Consider the following 18,737-nt stretch of genomic DNA (forward strand, 5'->3'; position numbering starts at 1 on the left):
TTTCATGTGTTGCCGGACCGTTCGGGGAATCGATGGGTGAAGGTCTCGGTGAGGATTGGTGGAAAACTGTGGGGGCCTAGTGGGCCAGGGATGGTTCCAGTGGCCCGGAGGTCGGGGCGGATGCCGCCACGGTGCTTGGGACGGTGATTCCGGCCAGGATGAGGTCGGCTGCTTCGCGGACCGCGCCGTGTCCGCCGTTGGTGGAAAGCCGGTGCCGGGCCGCTGCATGGACCGAGTCGCGGGCGTCGGCCACGGTCAGCGGCCAGCCGACCTGGCTCATGGCGTCAAGGTCGTTCACGTCGTTGCCCAGGTAGGCGACGCGTGCCGGGTCCAGGCCGTGCCCGGCGATCCATTGGTTCAGCACGGTGGCCTTGTCCGCCACGGCCTGGGCGACGTCCACGCCGAGCTTGGCGGCCCGGGCGGTGACCACGGGGTTGGTTTCGGTGGAAAGGATCAGCAGGTGGATTCCTGCCTTCTTCAGCAGCGAGATGCCCATGCCGTCGGAACGGGAGACCCGCACCGCCTCGGTGCCGTCCTCGCTGAGGTAGGCGGTGTCTTCGGTGTGGACGCCGTCGAAGTCGGTGACCAGTGCGTCCACGTCGATCCCGGCGGCGGGCGTGTTGCCTGAAAGCCGCCAGCGGGCCAATTCCAGGTCCGCCTCGGTGTCGATGTCGATGCCGTGCTCCTCGGGGACCCGGGCCAGGGCCAAGGACCCGAAGAAGCGATGCTCCGCCTCCAGGAACCCGGCGGTGTCCATGACGTAGAACGCCCCGGTTTCGCGGAAGCGCGGCTCGCGGTCCTGTCGGCGCGGACGCCGGGCGGCGTCGTGGCCGCTGGCATGGGCGGCGCCGGTCTCGTCGCAGCTCCAGTGGAACCCGTGGTCCGGGACCACCGCGAAGCTCACGTCCGCCGCTCCGCTGGCGACCGTGGTGATGGCCTCCTGCAGGTCCGCCGGGTCGATGACCGGCGAGGTGCATTGGATGAAGACGGTGATTTGGGGGAGTACGTCCAGGGTGCCCAGGGCGTGCAACAACACCGATTCGCTGCTTGCGGTATCACCGGCGATATCTGCCGGGCGGTCGATGACTGTTGCACCGTGGGCCAGGGCCTCGGCCTTGATCTCCGGGTGGTCCGTGCTGACCACGACGTCGAGAACTGACGGCGTGGCAAATGCGGATTCAATGGCCCGTGCCAACAAGGTTTGGCCGCCGATCCTGCGCAGGTTTTTTAGCTTGATCCCCTTCGATCCTCCACGTGCCGGGATGATGACCAGGGTCTTTGCTTCACTGTTCGTGCTCACAACCAAAGACGCTATCGGCGCGAATCAACCAGCTGGCCGCATTTAGGTTAACGGCAGGCGACAACTGCAAGGCCAGTGGGCGGCAGGCGAACCGAGCTGTGCCGATACATGTAAGGGGGGTACGCGAGACGGCGCAGCGGGTAAGGCCCTTTGCTCTAAAGGCCCAAGGTGGTCGCGCCCTGGAAGACCCCCGTGTTGCGGTCAAAAGATTCATGAACGGAATGTTGGGTGACTCTCCCGACTGACGGAAATCAGTGATCCGGATTCCGGTGATGGTTCGAGGGCTGGTCTATGGGTTGCCCCGCAAGGTATAGTTTTAGACATAAGACACCGCCCTCCTCTGACTTTTGTCACGGGGGCGGTTTTCATTTGGGGGACCGGTTGGCGGAGTACGACAAGAAGTTTTTGGATTTTGGTGAGCTGATTGCCAACATGAAGAAATTCGGCCTGGCTACCGGTACCGACGAGGAGGCGCTGGAGTTTCTTCGCACCCACGGCTACTTTCGTTCTGGCGGCTATCGGTATGTTTTTCGGGAGATGCTGCCACTCACCGAGCAAGTGAGTGAGCTGCGGCAGTTTAGGTCGGACAGCTACATGGACGGCTCGAACTTGAAAGACGTCGCCAAGCTCCTTGACTACGAGGTGAAGCTCCGTGAAGTAATGCTCAAGGGCCTGTTGGATTTTGAAGTCCGGCTACGAGGTGCCATGGCGCATGTCCTTGCCAAGCGAGATGTTTTTGGGCACCTATCCGAAGCTAGTTTGAACGAGGCAGTCTGCAACCAGCAGGCAAACATGAGCAGTCAGGCTACTAAATTCGAACTTTGGGTCGAGACTTGTAACAAAGCGATTGAGCAGGCGAAATCGGAAGACTACATCCACCATCATTTAATGAAGTACGGTCCTCCGATTCCGGTTTGGGCGCTGCTTGAAGTACTGAGTTTTGGCAATTTGCCCTACCTGTTCGACCTTTTGAAACGTGACGATCAGCTTGCCGTAGCGCGGCTCTTTGGTGTGAAACAAGCACACCCATTCTCTGCCTGGATACGGTCCCTAATTGACTTGCGCAATTTGTGTGCGCATGGAGGCCGTGTATTCAATAGAGCTATGAAACGAAAGGTTGCCTTCAACCAATCGGCAATCGAGCCCTTGCTATTGGGCCACCTCAGTAATCAGGCTGCGGATGCTCAATGGCTGGCCCTTCATTCGAACAAGTTGTATCCACTCGCTGCCGTTCTTGCATATATGTTGCGTTGCCACCCCGGAAAAGCGCAGTGGCCGCTTACGTTCAGAACCCAGTCCAAGAAATTGCCTGGCTTCGTCCTCTCGCCGGACGCGAAACCATTGCTCACTCTGGAGCACAACATGGGATTTCCTCCAGGGTGGTCGGACTTGCCGTTATGGAGTGCTTAGCAGCGGGAACAAGGCTCGTCGACCCAACGAGGCTGTGACTCCAGAAGCTGTCATGGAATAGCGTGGTGGTGAATCGCGTAATTGTTATGTGCGCAGGCTTGGGATCCCGCGCCGTACCTATGATGGAAGAACCGAATGATCGTCGACAGCAAGGAAAAACGTGAGCGACAAAGTGCTGGCAGACCCTCTGGCCTTGGAGAACCAGGTCTGTTTTGCCCTGTCGCTGGCCTCGCGCAGCGTGATTGCTGCCTACCGGCCGGTCCTTGAACCGCTGGGCCTGACCCACCCGCAGTACCTGGTCATGCTGACCCTGTGGGAACACGAACCGCTGTCGATCAAGGAGCTGAGCGCACTGCTCCACCTGGACCCCGGGACACTTTCGCCGCTGGTCAAGCGGATCGAGACGCTGGGATACGTGAAACGCAGCCGCAGCGCCGCGGACGAGCGGATCCTGCAGGTCATCCTGACCGAGAAGGGCAGGGCCGCGCGCGAGCTGGCCCTCGAGATCCCCAAGGAGATGATGCAGCGCCTGGACATCGACCTCGAGGAACTCAATGCGCTCCACGGAACCATGAAGAAGCTCATTGACGCCGCCACGAGGTCCCAGCACTAGGCCCCTTGTTTTGCCAGGGCCGGGACCCGGCCAATTAGTTGGTGCACCAATCATTCGAATACAATTGAAGGTGACAGCCGCACGTCCGCGGAGAATCCGTCACGCAGCAGCAGACCGGATCCCCACAGAAAGAGACTGAAAACCATGAGCGACAAGAGACTGCCCATCGTCAAGGACACCACCGGGCTGAGCCTCGTCTACCGCGCCTTGTGGCGCCTGCAGTTCGTGGGGTTCTTCTTCTTCGGTCCGGCCGAGCTTCCCCCGCACCGCGACCCGAAGGAAAAGCTGAAGCGCGAGCGTGCCCGGAAGGTCCTTGCTGCGCACGAAGCTGCCGGAACCCAGGCGCCCGACGAGGTCATCGCCACCGCCAACCGCTGATCCGCTACAACGCACGGTGGATCCCGCCGGGCGGCCCCTTGATGTCCTCCCCGGGAGCCGGGGAAACAGCACCCAAGCTACGCGCCGATGTAGGCGGCCAGGTGCTTTCCGGTCAACGTGGAGCGATCCGCCACCAAATCGGCCGGGGTCCCCTCAAAGACGATGGTGCCGCCGTCGTGGCCGGCACCCGGGCCCAGGTCGATGATCCAGTCCGCGTGGGCCATGACCGCCTGGTGGTGCTCGATCACGATGACCGACTTGCCCGATTCGACCAAGCGGTCCAGCAGGCCCAGCAGCTGCTGGACGTCGGCCAGGTGCAGGCCCGTGGTCGGCTCGTCCAGGACGTAGATCCCGCCCTTCTCTCCCATGTGCGTGGCCAGCTTCAGGCGCTGGCGCTCGCCACCGGAGAGCGTGGTCAGTGGCTGGCCCAGGCTCAGGTAGCCCAGGCCCACCTCGACCAGCCGGGTGATGATCTTGTGCGCGGCCGGAAGCTTCGCCTCACCCTGCGCGAAGAACTCCTGCGCCTGGGACGCCGACATCGCCAGCACCTCGGAGATGTCCTTGCCGCCCAGGTGGTACTCGAGCACCATCGAATCGAAGCGCTTGCCCTCGCACTCCTCGCAGGTGCTCGAGACCCCGGCCATCATGCCCAGGTCGGTGTAGATGACCCCGGCGCCGTTGCAGGTGGGGCAGGCGCCCTCGGAGTTCGCGGAGAACAATGCCGGCTTCACACCGTTGGCCTTCGCGAACGCCTTGCGGATCGGCTCCAGCAACCCGGTGTAGGTGGCCGGGTTCGAACGGCGCGAGCCCTTGATCGCGCCCTGGTCCACCGTGATGACCCCCTCGCGGCCGGACACCGAGCCGCGGATCAGCGAGCTCTTTCCCGACCCGGCGACCCCGGTCAGCACCGTGAGCACGCCCAGCGGGATGTCCACGTCCACGTTCTTGAGGTTGTTGGTGTTCGCCCCGCGGACCTCGAGCGCTTCGGTGGAGGCCCGGACGTTCTCTTTCAGCGTCGCGCGGTCATCCAGATGGCGCCCGGTGATGGTGTCGGAGGCGCGCAGGCCGGCAACGGTGCCCTCATACATGAGCTGCCCGCCGGCGGATCCGGCCTTCGGGCCCAGGTCCACCACGTGGTCGGCGATGGCGATGGCCTCGGGCTTGTGCTCGACGACCAGCACGGTGTTGCCCTTGTCGCGCAGGGCCAGCAGCAGCTCGTTCATCTTGTCGATGTCGTGCGGGTGCAGCCCGATGGTCGGCTCGTCAAAGACGTAGGTGACATCGGTGAGCGAGGAGCCCAGGTGGCGGATCATCTTGGTGCGCTGCGCCTCGCCGCCCGAGAGCGTGCCCGAGGGACGTTCCAGGGAGAGGTAGCCCAGCCCGATGTCGACGAAGGAGTCAAGGGTGTCCCCGAGCGCGTCCAGCAGCGGGGCGACCGAGGGTTCGTTGAGCCCGCGCACCCAGGCGGCCAGGTCGCTGATCTGCATGGCGCAGGCATCGGCGATGGATTTGTTGTCGATCTTCGAGGTGCGGGCGTGCTCGGCCAGGCGCGTGCCGCCGCAGGCGGGGCAGGCGGTGAAGGTGACGGCGCGTTCCACGAAGGCGCGGATGTGCGGCTGCATGGCCTCGAGGTCCTTGGCCAGGTGCGACTTCTGCAGTTTCGGGATCACTCCCTCGTAGGTGAGGTTGATTCCCTCGACCTTGATCTTGGTGGGCTCGCGGTAGAGCAGGTCGTCGAGCTCCTGCTTGGTGAACTTGCCCAGCTTCTTGTCCATGTCGAAGAACCCGGAACCGGCAAAGATGCGCCCGTACCAGCCGTCCATGGAGTACCCCGGGACGGTCAGGGCGCCCTCGGCCAGGGACTTGGTGTCGTCGAAGAGCGCGGCGAGGTTGAAGCCATTGACCTTGCCGCGCCCCTCGCACTCGGGGCACATGCCGCCGGTGATGGAGAAGGAACGCCGTTCCTTGATCTTCTTCCCGCTCTTTTCGATGGTGACGGCACCGGCGCCGGAGACCGAGGGGACGTTGAAGGAGTAGGCCTGTGGGGAGCCGATGTGTGGCTGGGCGAGCCGGGAGTAGACGATGCGCAGCATCGCGTTGGCATCGGTGACGGTGCCGACCGTGGAACGCGGGTTGGCGCCCAGGCGTTCCTGGTCCACCAGGATCGCGGTGGTCAGCCCCTCGAGCGTGTCGACCTCGGGGCGGGCCAGGGTGGGCATGAAGCCCTGCACGAACGCGGAGTAGGTTTCGTTGATCATGCGCTGGGACTCGGCGGCGATGGTGCCGAAGACCAGCGAGGACTTCCCTGAGCCGGAGACACCGGTGAACACCGTCAGGCGGCGCTTGGGGATCTCGACGCTGATGTCCTTGAGGTTGTTCACCCGTGCCCCGCGCACGCGGATCACCTCGTGGCTGTCCGCCGCATGCACGGCCGCCGCCGCACTGGTCTTGGTATCGCTACTCATCATTTCTCCATTTGCCGCCGGTTCCGCATCGCCGGAACCCCCGGAGCCTACATTAGTGCCCCGGGTGCTGGAGGGCTTCTTGGAAACCGCTCGGTTTCCCATTCCCTTGCATGGCGTCATTTTCCTCTAATTGCGATTGCACTGACTGTCAGAGGGCGTCTGCACTGCGCTGGTGCGCCCGTAAGGGGAACCTTCAGTGGGACACCCTTGGTCCGGCCGAACTTGACACTCGGTGTGCGAGCGGTCTCGTGCCCACATGGAGTATTGAAATCAGCTGCAGCGATGATCCAAAAAAGAACACACGTCGTCATTCCTTGAAAACGCAGTTTCCGCGAAATCCAGCGTCTACAAGCCCGTCACGGAATAGCTTCGCTTGATACCTGCCGTCGCGCGTCTCCACTCGCTAGCATTTACTCGCGTTTGGTGGAGCGCGAAGGAATCAGCATTCTGAAAACACTCGGCGACGTCCCATACCTGTGGATTGTCAGTCTGGTTCACCTCGAAAGAAATGCAACCAGGTTCGGCACGCGTCAATTCAATATGCCGAGGTAGAAACTCTGTAACGACTGCGATCTCTTCGTCATTTTGGCATATCAATTGCCCGGTCAGATTGATGCTGTTCATAATGAGGATCGTGCCACAGGCAGGTATGGAGCCGTAATGAAGACAGCGCCCGCAAGCCGAACCCCCAACGGAACTGTCGCTGACGGCCCATAGGCGAAACAAACAACCACCTCAGATCCCGTGGTGGATACTGGGTGCCGTCCCTTGCCTAGCGCTCAGGCAGGTTGGAGGCAAAAGGAGTAAGCGAAACGACTGATGCTCTGGTTATGGCTTGGGCAAAACTTCTTCGTAGACCATCTCATAGAGTCCAGGAGTGCCCTTGAAATCGACCATGGGAGCCAATTCGGCCCGGAAGGCGTCCGAAGTGACAGCCCGGCGCCAGGCGTCTTCATCACGCCATTCGGCACTATTAATGAACGCAAACGTGCCGACGTTGCCGGTCTGGCGGAAAAGCTGGGTGCCGTAGTAGCCGTCTGCTTCTTGCAGGACGGCAGTCAGTTTGTGCCAACCTGCGAGGAATTCGTCTTCTCGTCCCTGTGGAATCTCGAAGCAGTGAATCAATTTCATGGGATTTCCTTTCCTGGACAACATTGACTGCAACGTGAAGGCGCTGGGTGTGTATTCCCAAGTATTGGTTCTCCAACGCCGAGAACTCCTCGCAGGCCAGAAATCAAGCACCGCCAGGAATTCCCGTAAGCCGGTCGTTCACCCGAACATGCGCGGGGGCTAAACGCTACACGTAAATCCATGACCGGGCTCCTGACCGGGTACGTGCGCGTATCCACCGATGGCCGGGACGTGACTTCGCAGACGAACGTCTTTCGCTCCCTTGGGTGCCACCGGAGAAGGCTTTCGCCGACCAGGGCCTCAGCGGTGCAAGCAGGGGGAGGGCCGTTCCACCGTCCACAGGGCCGAAAAGCGCACGGGAGAGATTGCCGGTTGGGCCCGCGTTCAATTTTCTTGGCGCAATAATGCAGTCGGGCTCTGACATTCAGTACAGCCGCATTCGGAAAACGACGCCCGGTGTCCGCGGTACTTCGGCCCCGACTCAAATGCGCACCCGGGGCCGAAGTACCCTTGTGGGCCGCTGCGGGCGCGACTAGGTTCGGAATATGTCCGGTTCCGCAAACCACCGCGTGGCCAAGTCCCGGCCCAGGAGGGGTGGCGTGAACATGCTGCTGCGCCTGCTGCGTGTCCACCTGGCGCCCTACCGGAACCTGCTCATTGCCGTGGGCCTGTTCCAGGCCGCGCAGTCCATCGCCTCGCTCTACCTGCCCAGCCTGGTGGCGGACATCATCGACAACGGCGTGGCCGTGGGCAATGTGCAGCACATCCTGTCCACCGGCATGATCATGCTGGGGATCACGCTGGTGCAGGTGGCCTGCGCGATCGCCGCCGTCTACTTCGGGGCCAGGACAGCGATGTCGCTGGGCCGGGACCTGCGCGGGGCAATCTTCCACAAGGTCTCCGGGTTCTCCGAGCGAGAGGTCTCGAATTTCGGGGCACCGTCGCTGATCACCCGCACCACCAACGACGTGCAGCAGGTCCAGATGGTCGTGCTGATGACCTGCACGCTCTTCGTCGCCGCCCCGATCCTCGCCGTGGGCGGGGTCGTCATGGCCATGCAGCAGGACCTGGGCCTGTCGTGGCTGATGGCGGTTTCCGTGCCGGTGCTGCTGGTTGCCGTCGGGCTGGTCATCTCCCGCATGGTCCCGCTGTTCCGGCTCATGCAAAAACGCATCGATGTGGTGAACCGGGTGCTGCGCGAGCAACTGACCGGCATCCGGGTGATCCGCGCCTTCGTGCGCGAGGAGGACGAAAAAGCCCGCTTTGCGGCGGCCAACCGGGAACTGACCGACGTGTCGCTGGGGGCCGGGCGGCTGCTGGCGCTGATGTTCCCCATCGTGATGATGGTGCTGAACGTTTCCAGCGTCGCGGTGATCTGGTTCGGCGGGCTGCGCGTGGCCTCGGGCGAGATGCAGGTCGGGGCGCTGGTCGCCTACCTCAGCTACCTGCTGCAGATCCTGATGGCCGTCATGATGGCCACCTTCATGGGGATGATGCTGCCGCGTGCCGCGGTCAGCGCGGACCGGATCGGCGAGGTGCTTGAGACCGAGTCCTCGGTCAAGGCCGCCGATCCGGCCGTGGGCACGCTGCGGGAAACCGGGACAGTGGAATTTTCCGGGGTGTCCTTCTCCTACCCGGGCGCCGAGCAGCCGGTGCTGCACGACCTCGAATTCTCGGCGGTCCGCGGCCGGGTCACCGCCATCATCGGTTCCACGGGCTCGGGCAAGAGCACCCTGGTGAACCTGGTGCCGCGGCTCTTCGACGCCACCGCGGGAAGGGTGTTGGTGGACGGGGTCAACGTCAGGGACCTGGAACCCGACCTGCTCTGGAGTAGGATCGGGCTCATCCCGCAAAAGCCCTACCTCTTTGCCGGCACGGTCGCCTCCAACCTGCGCTACGGCAAGCCCGATGCCACCGACGAGGAACTGTGGGAGGCCCTGGACATCGCCCAGGGGCGCGACTTCGTCGCGGCCATGGAAGGCGGCCTGGAAGCGGCGATCGCCCAGGGTGGCACCAACGTCTCCGGCGGCCAGCGCCAGCGCCTGGCCATCGCCCGCGCGCTGGTGAAGGACCCGGAAATATACATCTTCGACGACTCGTTCTCCGCCCTGGATTCCTCCACCGACGCCCGGCTGCGCCTGGCGCTGAAGAAGCACAGGTCGCGGGCGACGATGCTCATCGTGGCGCAGCGCGTGGCCACCATCCGGGACGCCGCGGCGATCATCGTGCTGGAGGGCGGGCACGTCGTGGGCCACGGCACCCACGCGGAACTGCTGGAAATTTGCCCGACCTACGTGGAAATCGTTGAGTCGCAACTCACCGCGCAGGAGGCATCATGAGCGAGTCGACGGGCAAGAAGGCCACCGCCGAACGCATGCCCGGCCCGCCACCGGGCCGCGGACCGCGCTTCGGCCCGTCCATGCCAGCGGAAAAGGCCATGAACTTCCTCCCCTCGGCGAAGAAGCTGCTGCGCCGGCTGGCACCCCACCGCCTGGGCTTGGCCGCGGTGCTTGTCCTGGGTGTGCTCAGCGTCGGTTTCAGCGTGCTGGGGCCCAAGCTTTTGGGCCAGGGCACCAACCTGATCTTCGAGGGCGTGATCTCCGCAAAGCTTCCGGCGTCTCTCACCCAGGACCAGGTCATCGAGGGGTTGCGTGCCAGGGGGGACAACTCGCAGGCCGACCTGCTCTCCGGGATGCACCTGACCCCGGGTGTTGGCGTGGACCTGCATGCGCTGGGGCTGGTGCTGCTCGGGGTGCTGGCGCTCTATGTCTTCTCCTCGTTGCTGGCCTGGCTGCAGGCCTACGTGCTCAACGAGGTGGTGCAGGGGACGATGTACCGGCTGCGCCAGGACGTGGAGGAGAAGATCAACCGGCTGCCGCTGGGCTACTACGACAAGATGCAGCGCGGGGAGCTGCTCTCCCGGGTCACCAACGACATCGACAACGTCGCCCAGTCGCTGCAGCAGACCTTCAGCCAGATGGTGACCTCGCTGCTGACCGTCGTCGGCGTGCTGGTGATGATGCTGCTGGTCTCGCCGATCCTGACGGTGGTCGCCGCGGTGACCATCCCGCTGACCATCGTGATCACCGCGCAGGTGGCCAAGCGCTCGCAAAAGATGTTCGTCGCCCAGTGGAAGCACACCGGCGAACTGAATGCCGACATCGAGGAGAACTACACCGGCCACGCGCTGGTGAAGGTCTTTGGCCGGCAGCGCGAGACCAACGCGGTCTTCGACGCGAAGAACGACCAGCTCTACAAGGCCAGCTTCGGCGCCCAGTTCGTCTCCGGGATCATCCAGCCCTCGATGATGTTCGTCGGGAACCTGATATACGTGGCCATCGCCGTGATCGGCGGGATGTTCGTGGCATCGGGCTCGATGAGGCTGGGGGACGTGCAGGCGTTCCTGCAGTACTCGCGCCAGTTCACCCAGCCGCTGACGCAGCTGGGCAGCATGGCCAACCTGGTCCAGTCGGGCATCGCCTCGGCCGAGCGCGTCTTCGACCTGCTTGAGGCGAAGGAGCAGTCCGCGGACCTGGTGCCCGCCCAAAGCCCGGGTCCGGGCGCCGGGAAGCTGGTCTTCGAGGACGTGTCCTTCAGCTACAGTCCCGAGGTCCCGCTCATCGAACGCGTCTCGCTGGTTGCCGAGCCGGGCCACACCATCGCCATCGTCGGGCACACCGGGGCCGGGAAGACCACGCTGGTGAACCTGATCATGCGCTTCTACGAGCTGGATTCCGGGCGCATCACCCTGGACGGGACGGACATCGCGAACATGACCCGCGATGACCTGCGCCGGCGCATGGGCATGGTGCTGCAGGACACCTGGCTCTTTGGCGGCACGATCCGCGAGAACATCGCCTACGGCAGGCCCTCGGCCACCGAGGAAGAGATCATCGACGCGGCCACCGCGACCTACGTGGACAGGTTCGTGCGCTCGCTGCCCGATGGCTACGACACGGTGCTCGCCGACGAGGCCGAGAACGTCAGCGCGGGGGAGCGGCAGCTGATCACCATCGCCCGCGCGTTCCTTGCCGCCCCCAGCGTGCTGATCCTGGACGAGGCCACCAGTTCGGTGGACACCCGCACCGAGGTGCTGGTGCAGCAGGCCATGGCCGTGCTGCGCAGCGACCGGACCAGCTTCGTGATCGCCCACCGGCTTTCCACGATCCGCGACGCGGACCTGATCCTGGTGATGGACGCCGGGCGGATCGTCGAACAGGGTTCCCACGCCGAGTTGCTGGCGGCCGGCGGTGCCTACTTCGAGCTCTACAACGCGCAATTCGCGCTGCCCGTCGACGAGGGGATCTAGGTTCCGGCCGCGAAGACCCGCGGGAGTTCTCAATTGTCCAGACGGCGTCTGGACAATTGAGAACGCAGCCCCGCTCTCCGACACCGATTGTCCAAAAATTCATGCCAGCTAGTCGAAAGTCAGGGTCTATCAGGAAGTAGCTCATGTCCGCTGTGCCCATTGCGACCCGAGGGCCGGCTCCCTCGGCGGGGTGACGGATACGGTTTTATTTGCGGGCCTGTTGGATTGACTGCGTTGAATTTGTGCGAGCAGTCAGATGCATATACCAAGACGCACATGGCGCACCCTGACAAGAAAGCCCGGTGGGATTTGAATCCCGGCTGGCCCCCGGGTGGCACTGTTCCTTGCGTGGAGGCGTTCGTGCCGGAGCATGTGACTCATCCGCGCGAGAGCTCTCAAGGCCCTTTGCGGTAGGCGACACCCAATTCTCGGCACGCCGCGATCAGACGTTTGTCGCGTGTCCAAAGTTGGGACCCGCCAACCAACGAAACGGAACCAAGCAAGTGGCAGTCAACCGCGCTGAGGCCGCGGCCCCAGAGGTGTTGAGCGTTAATGAGCGTCATCACTTCAGTATGATCAAGCACCGGGAACTGGTGCAGGCCCTGCAGTAATTCCAGCACTACAGCGCGTTGCTTGATCGACCCGAGCCCCAGCTCTTCGATCACATACGGATGGCATCCGACCTCGTCGTCAGCGAGCAACGCGGCGAGGTCATGCTCAAGTGAATGCAGGTGATCGATCCAAATCGAAGTGTCGACCAGGATCACGCTGCGTCTTCTCGCCGCCGCGGGGCCGCAGTCGCGGAGCTGTCGGTGCCACCAAGCTTTGCGAGACGTCTGGCGCTCTCGACGCGAATCAATGTCGTTAGACCATTCCGCAACAGAGTTGACCTCTCGGTAACACCTGTCAGTTCGCTCGCTCGTGCCAGAAGCCCGTCATCGATGTTGACTGTAGTTCTCATCAGAACCTCCTCGAGACATCAATTTTAGCATCAAAGGATGTCGAATTGTGGGTCTGGAGCCGTCGGTTAATCTAGAAAAGCGACGAGGAGAAGTCGAAATTTCGTGAGATTCGGTTCCACGCCAATCGGGGCGGGCAGCGTGCACGGCGGCCCGGGTGCTCGCGATCTCGGTACGTGTCAAACGCATGCCGTCAGCCAGACGCGCGCTCCCGTGACCGTGTGCGTCAGCTTGCGGAGACGAGTGGAAGAGCGTGGAATCCTTCCCGATTGCGGACGGGGTCACCGATGCGCGGGTGGACGTGAAGGGGCAATGGCCCGAGACCCGGGTGAGGGTCTCTTTCCGGCATCCCTACTATCCAGGTGGCCGGCTTCGGCGCTCGCTGAGGGTGTTCGACAGGCGGGCCGCATCACGATCCACGAGTGCGCCGGCATTCACCTGATGGAGGACCTGGACACCAACGACCTTCCAGACATTGGAGAGGTGCACGGAGGCATGCTGGAGATCTGGGGCGCAGAAACGTCTTTGCTGCCGGTGGGCCTGACCGCCAGCGCCAGGAAACCAAAGCCGTCCTGCCGGGCCTGTTCCCACTCCAGCTCAACGTCTTGTCCCGGTTTCAGCGACGCGAATCCGGGCGTATCGACGGCACTGTAATGCACCCAGCACCCGCCGGGGGTTTGCGCCGAGTCGACAACACCCCATCCCTCTTCGTCGGACCAGTTGCGGACCCTTCCCGGTGTTCCCATGCACTTGATGCTATGGCATGGGCCCGGGAGGGCAACGGATCGGCAAGGGGCAACGGGAGTTTGCTGGGTCCGACTCCCAGGCCCCCGGGAGTCCTGGGGGAGCCTGTCGAACTTCTTGGTGGCATTTCCGGCACGGCGATATGGTTGTGGGGCTTCATCCTTGGCCGCCGATGCGCCCACAGCAGCAACAATGAGGACACCATGACCAGCCCTGATTCGACAAGATCGAACGAAACCACTCTTCACCAGCGGATTTCCGAGGGGATCACTCGGCACCGGGAGCGCGTGCTGGCCTTGGCGCAGGACATCCACGCCAACCCGGAACTGTCCTTCGAAGAACACCGGGCATCCGCATCCATTGCCGAGCTATTGGCAGAAGTCGGGTTCGAGGTCGAGCGCGGGACCAGCGGCCTGCCGACCGCCTTCAGCGCGAGCATCGGCAGCGGCGACCTGACGGTGGCCCTCTGCGTGGAATACGATGCCCTGCCCGGCGTCGGACATGCCTGCGGCCACAACCTGATCGCCGGTGCATCGGTCGCCGCTGCCCTGGCCCTGGCCCCGCTGGCCGACGAGCTGGGCGTCACGCTCAAGGCCATCGGCACCCCGGCCGAGGAACACGGTGGAGGCAAGGCGCTGATGCTTCAACGCGGTGCCTTCGACGGCGTGGGCGTGGCCCTGATGGTGCACCCGGTGCAGGACGGCACTTCCTACAACCCCGCCGGCACCTCCGCCCAGGCGGTGGGCCGCTACCGGGCGATCTTCACCGGTAAGGCCTCGCATGCCGCGGCCGCCCCGCACCTGGGGATCAACGCCGGGGATGCCGCGACCCTCGCGCAGGTCGCGATGGGGCTGCTGCGCCAGCAGATCCCCACCGACCACCGCATGGCCTCCTTCATCGCCGAGGGCGGGGTGGCCACCAACATCATCCCCGAACGCACCGTGGTCGAATTCGAGTGCCGCGCCTTCACGCTGCCGGAATACGAGGCGCTGCTGGTGCGGGTGCGCAACTGCTTCGAGGGGGCCGCGCTGGCCACCGGAACGCAGCTGGAATTCGAGGAAACCGAGCCGCTGTACGAGCCGCTGCTGCAGGACGACGCGTTGGCCGCGCACTGGACCGCGGCCATGGAGTCCCTCGGCAAGGACGTCACCCCGGCGGCAGGGTTGGCCGGCGGGTCCACTGACATGGGCAACATCTCCCAGGTCATCCCGTCGCTGCACCCGTGGCTCTCGATCCCCGGCGCCGATTTCTCCATCCACTCGCACGCCTTCACCGCGCTGGCCGACACCGAGCAGGCCTACTCGGTGATGTTCGAGGCGGCCGTCGCGCTGGCCCGGACCGTGGCCGGTGCCGCGACCACTGCGGATGAGCGCGAGCGTTTCCGCGCGGCCGCCTACCGCCGCTAGATCCCGCCGGATTCGCCCCGGGGCTACGTCGTGGTGTCGATCAAATCCTGCGGTTGCCCTCGTGTTGGCCGTTTCAGCCCAGTGTGGGCAGGTGCGAGAGCAACTCCTGCGCCGCGGCGGCGGGGTCGTCCGCCTCGGTGATGGCGCGGACCACCACGATGCGCGAGGCCCCGGCAGCAACGACCTGTTCCACGTTGCCCAAATCGATCCCGCCGATGGCGAACCACGGCTTGTCCGTGCCCAGGGACGCGGCGTGCTCCACCATTTCCAGGCCGACCGCCGCACGCCCGGGCTTGGTCGGGGTGGCCCACAGCGGGCCGACGCAGAAGTAGTCGGTGTTTGCATCGGAGGCCGCCGCGGAAATCTGGACCGGATCGTGGCTGGAGAGCCCGACGATGACCGACGGGCCCACCAGGGACCTTGCGGCGGGCAGCGGCAGGTCCTTCTGGCCCACGTGGAACACCGGTGCGCCGGAGAGCAGCGCCAAATCCGCACGGTCGTTGACCGAGAAAAGCTTCCCGGCATCCGTCGCAACCTCGCGCAGCACACCAAGCAATTCCAGCTCCTGCGCGGCATCCAGGGACTTGTCCCGCAGCTGGATGACGTCCACCCCGCCGGCATAGGCGGCGGCCAGGAAATCGGCGAAATCCCCGCGTTCCTTCCGTGCATCCGTGCACAGGTACAGGCGGGCGGTTCCGATGCCCGGGGCGGTTAAGACGGATGCGGTGTCATCTGTGGCGGTGATGTGGCTCATATCCCCTAGACTAGCTTCTGTACCGCGGGAGCCAGGAATGCTGGCTGAGAGGGCGCCGATTGCGCCGACCGACAGACGCCACCCGAACACCAGGGGGGCGTGGAACCTGATCCGGCTAATACCGGCGTAGGGAAGGAGACCTCGATGTCGTGCACCGTGCCCGACCCCCTGAATGCCCACGACTTGTCCGCCGACGTTGCCGTCATCGGCGGTGGAATCATCGGACTGGGCATCGCCCTGGAAGCCCAGCGTGCCGGGCATCGTGTCACGCTCATCGACCCGGCCCCCGGAATCGGTGCGACCTTCGCCGCCGCGGGCATGCTGGCCCCGGTCAGCGAGCTGCACTACCAGGAAGAAAACCTGCTTCCGTTGACCCTGGCCTCCGCGGCGCTCTGGCCCGGCTTCATCCAGGCACTGGCCGACGACGGGTACCCGGAGACCGGGTTCCGCTCCACTCCCACGCTGGCCCTGGGCGCGGATGCCGCGGACCGCACGGCGCTTGCCGACCTGCGCGAGGCCCAAACCCGCCAGGGGCTCGACGTGGCGCCACTGACCATCCGCGAGGCCCGGAAACGCGAACCGCTGCTCTCCCCGAACCTCGGCGCCGCCCACCTGATCACCCATGACCACCAGGTCGACCCCAGGGCCGTGGCAGCGTCCATCGAAGCCCGCCTGGTCGCCGCCGCCGGGGCGGAGGGCCGGGGCCGGGACCACACCGTGGTGCGCGTCCGGGCCACCGCGCTGCTGCATGAGGACCCGGCCGACACCCGGTCGCGGATCTGCGGGGTGCTGCTGGATGACGGGCGGAGCGTCCGCGCCCGCGAGGTCGTCATCGCCAACGGATTGGGTGCCGCAGGCCTTGGCGCCCTGCCCGAGGGGCTGGTGCTGCCGCTGCGCCCGGTGCATGGGGACATCCTGCGGTTGCGCGTCCCCGAGCACCTGCGACCCCTGTGCACCGCCACGCTGCGCGGGGTGGTCCGCGGGCTGCCGGTCTACGTGGTTCCGCGCAACGACGGCACCGTGGTCATCGGCGCCAGCTCCCGCGAGGACGGCTCGGCCGGGGTCAATGCCGGATCGGTGCACCAGCTGCTGCGCGACGCCCAGGTGCTGCTGCCCGCTGTCGCCGAACTCGAACTCATCGAAACCACCGCCCGCGCCCGCCCCGGGACCCCGGACAACGCGCCGCTGCTGGGCCGCGTTGCGGCAAGCGACGGAACCGGGATACCCGGGCTGCTCATCGCCACCGGCTTCTTCCGCCACGGCGTGCTGCTGGCCCCCATAGCCGCCCGCATCACCACCCAATTGCTGGCAGGTGTGCACGATCCCGCCTGGGACCGCTTCCGCCCCGACCGCTTCTCGCCCGCACTGCAACCCCAGGAGATTCCATGAGCACCATCCAACTCAACGGCGCCACCCACCCGCTGGCCGCCGGCACCACACTGTCCCAGCTGGTCGCCACGGTCACCGGCCGCGAGCTGCTTCCCACCGGCAAACCCGCGGACGGCGGACGCCTCGGCGTGGCCGTGGCCCGCAACGCCGGGATCGTCCCGCGCAGCCAATGGTCGGCCACCGAACTTGAACTCGATGACGACATCGAGATCGTCACCGCCGTCCAGGGCGGCTGACCACCGCAACTCCGCCCCACCACTTTGGAAGAAAGAGAAGCACCATGACCCAAACACTGCTTGAAACCGACCCGCTGGTCATCGACGGCATCCCCCTGGGCTCCCGGCTCATCATGGGCACCGGAGGGGCGCCGAGCCTGGACGGGCTGGGCGCCGCACTCGTGGCCTCCGGCACCGAGCTGACCACGGTGGCCATGCGCCGCTACAGCGCACCGGGCGCCGGTTCCACCGGCGGCACCAACCTCTTTGAACTGCTGCTGGAAAACAACATCCGCGTGCTGCCCAACACCGCCGGCTGCTTCACCGCCCGCGAGGCGCTGATGACCGCCGAGCTGGGGCGCGAGGCCCTGGAAACCGACTGGGTCAAGCTTGAGGTGATCGCCGACGAGCACACGCTGCTGCCCGACGCCGTCGAACTCGTCGAGGCCACCGAGGCACTGGTGGCGCGCGGATTCAAGGTCTTCGCCTACACCAACGACGACCCGGTGCTCGCGTTGCGCCTCGAGCAGCTCGGGGCCGCGGCGGTCATGCCGCTGGGCGCCCCGATCGGCACCGGGCTGGGGATCCTGAACCCGCACAACATCGAATTGATCGTCTCGCGGGCCTCGGTTCCGGTCATCCTGGACGCCGGGATCGGCACGGCCTCCGATGCCGCGCTGGCCATGGAGCTGGGCTGCGACGCGGTGCTGCTCGCCTCGGCGGTGACCCGCGCCCAAGACCCGATCCGCATGGCGGAAGCCTTTAGACATGCGGTCATTGGTGGAAGACTGGCGGCACAAGCAGGGCGCATCCCGAGGCGCACGCACGCCTTGGCATCCTCCGCCATGGAGGGACGCCCGGATCTGTAAGAACCGGAACTCGAAGGAGCACACCATGCCCGCAAAAGACGTTCTGACCACGGAACAAGTCCACGCCAACCTCACCGCGCTGCCGCAGTGGCGCTACGGCATGGGCGCGCTGCGCACCGCGCTGAAGTGCGAGTCCTCGGCCTCGGCGCTGGCGTTGTTCGCCACCATCGGGGCCCTGGCACAGGAAGCCAACCACCACCCCGACGTCGACTGGCGATACAATACGTTGTTCATCACGCTGACCTCGCACGACGCCGGCAGCAAGGTGACCGCGCGCGACGCGGCACTGGCCCGTTCGATTTCGGCCGAGGCGACCAGCGCGGGTGCCATCGCGAAGCCCGAGCTCCTGCACACCGTGGAAATCGCCATCGACACCGACGATGTGGATGCCATTTCGGAGTCCTGGCGCCTGGCCCTGGGCTACAAGCGGCAGGAAGACGGCAGCATCACCGATCCCTTCGGGCGCGGGCCGGGCATCTGGTTCCAGGAGACCGCCACGCCCAATGCCAACCGCCTACACCTGGACATCACGGTGCCCTTCAGCGAAAGCGCGTCGATCCTCGACGGGCTGGAAGCCACCGGGGCGAGCCTCGACCATGGGGCGGCACCCAGGTTCGTGGTGGCCACCGATGCCCAAGGAAACCGCTTCTGCGTCTGCACGGAAAAGGGCCGCGAAGCCTACTGACGGCTGCATTGCCGTTTCGGACAGAGCTGGTTATCCATTGATGTCCACCAAATTGGTCATTGGCAACGATGGTCGATACCTTTCCGTGCCCAAATGAAAATACAATTCAC

Annotated in this window: 17 protein-coding genes; 10 read left to right on the forward strand and 7 right to left on the reverse strand. The window is 64.9% G+C overall.

All coding sequences use genetic code 11. The annotated features are described in order from the left end of the window. Positions 1-76: 76 nt before the first annotated feature. Positions 77-1,300: a cytidylyltransferase domain-containing protein gene (locus JOF46_RS02765; RefSeq protein WP_209905918.1), complete on the reverse strand. Its 1,224-nt coding sequence runs from the start codon at positions 1,298-1,300 to the stop codon at positions 77-79. A gap of 381 nt (positions 1,301-1,681) precedes the next feature. Between JOF46_RS02765 and JOF46_RS02770 the strand changes: the two genes are divergently transcribed. The 3 genes from JOF46_RS02770 to JOF46_RS02780 all read left to right on the forward strand — a co-directional run bounded on the left by JOF46_RS02770 (position 1,682) and on the right by JOF46_RS02780 (position 3,701). Then, positions 1,682-2,710, forward strand: coding sequence for an Abi family protein (locus tag JOF46_RS02770; RefSeq protein ID WP_209905919.1), 1,029 nt, complete (start codon positions 1,682-1,684; stop codon positions 2,708-2,710). 160 nt (positions 2,711-2,870) lie between these two features. Further along, on the forward strand, positions 2,871-3,323 hold the full coding sequence (locus JOF46_RS02775) for a MarR family winged helix-turn-helix transcriptional regulator (protein WP_209905920.1): 453 nt from the start codon (positions 2,871-2,873) through the stop codon (positions 3,321-3,323). Positions 3,324-3,467: 144 nt separating this feature from the next. Then, positions 3,468-3,701 (forward strand): hypothetical protein, encoded by a 234-nt coding sequence (locus JOF46_RS02780; RefSeq protein ID WP_071213631.1) that lies wholly within the window; start codon positions 3,468-3,470, stop codon positions 3,699-3,701. 77 nt (positions 3,702-3,778) lie between these two features. On the opposite strand, the gene JOF46_RS02785 is transcribed toward JOF46_RS02780, so the two are convergent. From JOF46_RS02785 to JOF46_RS02795, 3 genes are all read right to left on the reverse strand, one after another. Further along, entirely contained in the window at positions 3,779-6,166 is a 2,388-nt protein-coding gene (locus JOF46_RS02785) for an ATP-binding cassette domain-containing protein (protein WP_209905921.1), read from the reverse strand. 345 nt (positions 6,167-6,511) lie between these two features. Further along, positions 6,512-6,790, reverse strand: a complete 279-nt coding sequence (locus tag JOF46_RS02790) for a putative quinol monooxygenase (protein WP_209905922.1) — start codon at positions 6,788-6,790, stop codon at positions 6,512-6,514. 204 nt (positions 6,791-6,994) lie between these two features. Beyond that, complete coding sequence (locus JOF46_RS02795; RefSeq protein ID WP_209905923.1) at positions 6,995-7,297, reverse strand: antibiotic biosynthesis monooxygenase family protein; 303 nt, start codon at positions 7,295-7,297, stop codon at positions 6,995-6,997. Between the two features lie 605 nt (positions 7,298-7,902). Here JOF46_RS02795 and JOF46_RS02800 point away from each other — a divergent pair. Both JOF46_RS02800 and JOF46_RS02805 read left to right on the forward strand, forming a co-directional pair. After that, the gene (locus JOF46_RS02800; protein WP_209911461.1) at positions 7,903-9,636 is read left to right on the forward strand and encodes an ABC transporter ATP-binding protein; all 1,734 of its coding nucleotides are present in this window, start codon (positions 7,903-7,905) and stop codon (positions 9,634-9,636) included. Further along, complete coding sequence (locus JOF46_RS02805; protein ID WP_425355029.1) at positions 9,633-11,606, forward strand: ABC transporter ATP-binding protein; 1,974 nt, start codon at positions 9,633-9,635, stop codon at positions 11,604-11,606. Before JOF46_RS02800 ends, JOF46_RS02805 begins: the two co-directional genes overlap by 4 nt. Positions 11,607-12,001: 395 nt before the next feature. Here JOF46_RS02805 and JOF46_RS02810 read toward each other — a convergent pair whose 3' ends face one another. Together JOF46_RS02810 and JOF46_RS02815 are read right to left on the reverse strand one after the other, a co-directional pair. Continuing rightward, entirely contained in the window at positions 12,002-12,373 is a 372-nt protein-coding gene (locus JOF46_RS02810) for a type II toxin-antitoxin system VapC family toxin (RefSeq protein ID WP_209905924.1), read from the reverse strand. Continuing rightward, positions 12,370-12,567, reverse strand: a complete 198-nt coding sequence (locus JOF46_RS02815; protein WP_209905925.1) for a type II toxin-antitoxin system VapB family antitoxin — start codon at positions 12,565-12,567, stop codon at positions 12,370-12,372. The genes JOF46_RS02810 and JOF46_RS02815 overlap by 4 nt, the downstream gene beginning before the upstream one ends. A gap of 945 nt (positions 12,568-13,512) precedes the next feature. Between JOF46_RS02815 and JOF46_RS02825 the strand changes: the two genes are divergently transcribed. After that, positions 13,513-14,715 (forward strand): M20 family metallopeptidase, encoded by a 1,203-nt coding sequence (locus JOF46_RS02825; RefSeq protein ID WP_209905927.1) that lies wholly within the window; start codon positions 13,513-13,515, stop codon positions 14,713-14,715. Positions 14,716-14,788: 73 nt separating this feature from the next. Here the strand turns inward: JOF46_RS02825 and thiE are convergent, their stop codons facing one another. Beyond that, positions 14,789-15,469, reverse strand: a complete 681-nt coding sequence (gene thiE, locus JOF46_RS02830; RefSeq protein WP_209905928.1) for a thiamine phosphate synthase — start codon at positions 15,467-15,469, stop codon at positions 14,789-14,791. A gap of 144 nt (positions 15,470-15,613) precedes the next feature. On the opposite strand from thiE, the gene thiO reads away from it, so the two are divergent. Genes thiO through JOF46_RS02850 form a run of 4 tightly spaced genes read left to right on the forward strand, consistent with a single transcriptional unit; the run spans position 15,614 to position 18,627 of the window. After that, complete coding sequence (gene thiO, locus JOF46_RS02835; RefSeq protein WP_209905929.1) at positions 15,614-16,858, forward strand: glycine oxidase ThiO; 1,245 nt, start codon at positions 15,614-15,616, stop codon at positions 16,856-16,858. Then, on the forward strand, positions 16,855-17,094 hold the full coding sequence (gene thiS, locus JOF46_RS02840) for a sulfur carrier protein ThiS (RefSeq protein WP_209905930.1): 240 nt from the start codon (positions 16,855-16,857) through the stop codon (positions 17,092-17,094). The genes thiO and thiS overlap by 4 nt, the downstream gene beginning before the upstream one ends. 44 nt (positions 17,095-17,138) lie before the next feature. Next, entirely contained in the window at positions 17,139-17,942 is an 804-nt protein-coding gene (locus tag JOF46_RS02845) for a thiazole synthase (protein WP_209905931.1), read from the forward strand. Positions 17,943-17,967: 25 nt separating this feature from the next. Next, a complete protein-coding gene (locus JOF46_RS02850; protein ID WP_209905932.1) occupies positions 17,968-18,627 on the forward strand; it encodes a 4a-hydroxytetrahydrobiopterin dehydratase in 660 nt (219 codons plus the stop codon). Positions 18,628-18,737 lie beyond the last annotated feature (110 nt).

The organism is Paeniglutamicibacter psychrophenolicus (assembly GCF_017876575.1).
GTDB lineage: Bacteria > Actinomycetota > Actinomycetes > Actinomycetales > Micrococcaceae > Paeniglutamicibacter > Paeniglutamicibacter psychrophenolicus.

Excerpts from the sequence above, each read along its gene's own strand:
- thiS (WP_209905930.1), top strand. The coding sequence starts at position 16,855 with ATGAGCACCATCCAACTCAACGGCGCCACCCACCCGCTGGCCGCCGGC.
- JOF46_RS02795 (WP_209905923.1), bottom strand. The coding sequence starts at position 7,297 with ATGAAATTGATTCACTGCTTCGAGATTCCACAGGGACGAGAAGACGAA.
- JOF46_RS02805 (WP_425355029.1), top strand. The coding sequence starts at position 9,633 with ATGAGCGAGTCGACGGGCAAGAAGGCCACCGCCGAACGCATGCCCGGC.
- JOF46_RS02780 (WP_071213631.1), top strand. The coding sequence starts at position 3,468 with ATGAGCGACAAGAGACTGCCCATCGTCAAGGACACCACCGGGCTGAGC.
- JOF46_RS02815 (WP_209905925.1), bottom strand. The coding sequence starts at position 12,567 with ATGAGAACTACAGTCAACATCGATGACGGGCTTCTGGCACGAGCGAGC.
- JOF46_RS02845 (WP_209905931.1), top strand. The coding sequence starts at position 17,139 with ATGACCCAAACACTGCTTGAAACCGACCCGCTGGTCATCGACGGCATC.
- JOF46_RS02850 (WP_209905932.1), top strand. The coding sequence starts at position 17,968 with ATGCCCGCAAAAGACGTTCTGACCACGGAACAAGTCCACGCCAACCTC.
- thiE (WP_209905928.1), bottom strand. The coding sequence starts at position 15,469 with ATGAGCCACATCACCGCCACAGATGACACCGCATCCGTCTTAACCGCC.
- JOF46_RS02800 (WP_209911461.1), top strand. The coding sequence starts at position 7,903 with ATGCTGCTGCGCCTGCTGCGTGTCCACCTGGCGCCCTACCGGAACCTG.
- JOF46_RS02825 (WP_209905927.1), top strand. The coding sequence starts at position 13,513 with ATGACCAGCCCTGATTCGACAAGATCGAACGAAACCACTCTTCACCAG.
- JOF46_RS02790 (WP_209905922.1), bottom strand. The coding sequence starts at position 6,790 with ATGAACAGCATCAATCTGACCGGGCAATTGATATGCCAAAATGACGAA.
- thiO (WP_209905929.1), top strand. The coding sequence starts at position 15,614 with ATGTCGTGCACCGTGCCCGACCCCCTGAATGCCCACGACTTGTCCGCC.
- JOF46_RS02785 (WP_209905921.1), bottom strand. The coding sequence starts at position 6,166 with ATGAGTAGCGATACCAAGACCAGTGCGGCGGCGGCCGTGCATGCGGCG.